General features: G+C 65.6%; 3 protein-coding genes. All 3 read right to left on the bottom strand.

The annotated features are described in order from the left end of the window. Positions 1 to 72: 72 nt before the first annotated feature. On the bottom strand, positions 73 to 1,224 hold the full coding sequence (gene ftsW / locus MOV74_RS36105; protein WP_246932039.1) for a putative lipid II flippase FtsW: 1,152 nt from the start codon (positions 1,222 to 1,224) through the stop codon (positions 73 to 75). A gap of 225 nt (positions 1,225 to 1,449) precedes the next feature. After that, positions 1,450 to 1,854: a hypothetical protein gene (locus MOV74_RS36100; RefSeq protein ID WP_246932037.1), complete on the bottom strand. Its 405-nt coding sequence runs from the start codon at positions 1,852 to 1,854 to the stop codon at positions 1,450 to 1,452. Positions 1,855 to 1,856: 2 nt separating this feature from the next. Further along, positions 1,857 to 2,383: glutamate ligase domain-containing protein (locus tag MOV74_RS36095; RefSeq protein ID WP_309486873.1), on the bottom strand; the 527-nt coding region annotated here is incomplete at its 5' end.

The following is a 2,383-nucleotide window of genomic DNA, read 5'->3' as shown; positions in this document are numbered from 1 at the left end:
CCCATGGTTGCGGCATTCTGGGTCCCGGCTCTGCGCTCCGCTTCGCGGCGCTTGTCCGGGACACGGGAGCGGTTAGGCGTAACTCCGCATCGCGTCGGCGTGGCCGCTGGCCTCGACCTCGGTGCGGGGGCGCAGCCGCGTCAGCGCCAGCATCATGCCGACGCCATAGGCCAGCGACACGATCGAGGAGCCACCATAGGAGATGAAAGGCAGCGTCATGCCCTTGGCGGGGATCAGCTGAAGATTCACCGACATGTTGATTGCAGCCTGGACGCCGAACAGGATGGCGAGCCCTGAAGCCGCGAAGCGCGAGAACATGTCCTCATTGGCATAGGCGCGCGACAGCGTGCGGATGACGACGAAGGCAAACAGCGTCAGCATCGCAAGACACAGGATGATGCCGAACTCCTCGGCTGCGACCGCGAACACGAAGTCGGTGTGACTGTCCGGCAGGCTGCGCTTGGCGATGCCCTCGCCCGGCCCAAGCCCGAACCATCCGCCATTGTAGAAGGCCTCCATGGCGGTATCGACCTGGAAGGTGTCGCCCGAGGCAGGGTTCATGAAGCGCTTGATGCGGCCTGCGACATGCGGGACGAACAGATATGCGCTGAACAGCCCGGCCGCACCGAGGCCCGCCAGGCCAAACACCCAGATCATGCGCATGCCCGCGATGAAGAACAGCGAGCCCCACACCATCAGGATCAGCATGGTCTGGCCGAAGTCCGGCTCCATTACCAGCAGCGAGACCAGCATCAAGAGCAGCACCAGCGCCATCGAGGTCGCAGGCATCTCCGGCCGCTTGGTCGATTCCGCGAACAGCCAGGCGGCGATGACGACGAACGACGGCTTTGCGATCTCGGAGGCCTGGATGTTGACGCCGAGCAGCGTGATCCAGCGCCGCGAGCCCTTCACTTCGGGGCCGATCGCAAGCGTCAGCACGATCAGGATGATGCTGGCCGCGAAGATGATCAGGGCCGAGCGGCGGATCGCGCGCGGCGACAGGAACGACACCCCGAGCAGCACCAGGCAGGACGGGAGCAGGAACAGCACATGGCGGCTGAAGAAATGGAATGGATCGAGCCCGATGCGGGTCGCAACCGGCGGGCTCGCCGCCAGCGACAGGATCACGCCGGTCAGCATCAGCGCCAAAATGGCGCCCATCAGCGGCTTGTCGACGGTCCACCACCACTCGGAAAAGGGGGTGCGTTCTTCACGGGAGAGCATGGGCGGCCGCTTTCGGACAGAGGTCGGTCCATTGGTCGCCGAGGTTGGTTACCGGGGGGTTAAGGGGATCGATGAACTTGTAGAGAGTCTCTTGCCCCGGACGCAGCGCTGCGCCCTTGCGGTGCGCTGCAGAGCCGGGGCCCATTGCCGCTCCTGGGTCCCGGCTCTGCGGAGCGTCACTTCGTGCCGCACCGCGTCCGGGACACGAGACCTTGCGGAACTGCCCTATTCGTAATTGATCGTGACATCCCCAACGCGCTGGTCGCGTTTGTAAATTTGGACTGTCCCGGAAATGGACCCGATCCTGACGGCATGCTCGCTAATCCAAGCAACGCTGACATCCTGATGCTCGCGCACGCTGAGAAAGGTCGGCGTGCTCTCGGGCGAGAATGTCCGGCCGCGCGCCACGATACTGGCTTGCGTGCTGTCGGGCACCGTCGCGCCGCACGACTTCCAGACCACGACGACCAACTGGCTACCGCTTGGCGAGGCGAATGCGCGCTGGCGAACGACGCGGCATGCGCCGAATCCGCTCATGAGATTGTCGATGACGACAACGAAGACAAAGCCCGCGACGACCGGGACGGCAAGAGCAGCGACGGCAATTCCGATCCAGCGTTGCCGCGCCATCCTCACACCACCGGCTTCACACCCGGCAGCGCCTGCACAAGCTCGCGGAACTTGGTGCCGCGGATCTCGAAGTTGCGGTACTGGTCGAAGGAGGCGCAGGCCGGCGACAGCAGCACGACGGCGTCCTGCAAGCCCGACACCTCCGCATCGCGCGCGGCGTTCGCGACGGCGACGTCGAGCGTCTGGCTGATCTCGTGGGCGACCTCCGTGCCCAACGTGCCGGAAAACTCCGGCGCGGCCTCGCCGATCAGATAGGCTTTGCGGATGCGCGGGAAGAAGCCGGTCAGGCTGGTGATGCCGCCCGCCTTCGGCTTGCCGCCGGCGATCCAGAAGATGTCGGCGAAGGACGACAGCGCGTGCGCGGTGGCATCCGCATTGGTCCCCTTGGAGTCGTTGACGAAGAGCACGTTGGCGCGGCGGCCGACCTGCTCCATGCGGTGTGCCAGTCCCGGAAAGCTGCGCAGGCCGTCCTGCAACACGTCCTGGCTGATGCCCATCGCGAGCGCGGCGGCAGCCGCACAGGCCGCGT

Origin of the sequence: Bradyrhizobium sp. SHOUNA76, assembly GCF_023006445.1 — a bacterium.
In the GTDB taxonomy this organism is placed as follows: Bacteria; Pseudomonadota; Alphaproteobacteria; order Rhizobiales; family Xanthobacteraceae; genus Bradyrhizobium.
This window is presented reverse-complemented; position numbering and strand designations above follow the sequence as displayed.

What these genes read in the sequence shown, in the direction of transcription:
- ftsW (WP_246932039.1), bottom strand. Translation starts at nt 1,224, where the DNA reads ATGCTCTCCCGTGAAGAACGCACCCCCTTTTCCGAGTGGTGGTGGACC.
- MOV74_RS36100 (WP_246932037.1), bottom strand. Translation starts at nt 1,854, where the DNA reads ATGGCGCGGCAACGCTGGATCGGAATTGCCGTCGCTGCTCTTGCCGTC.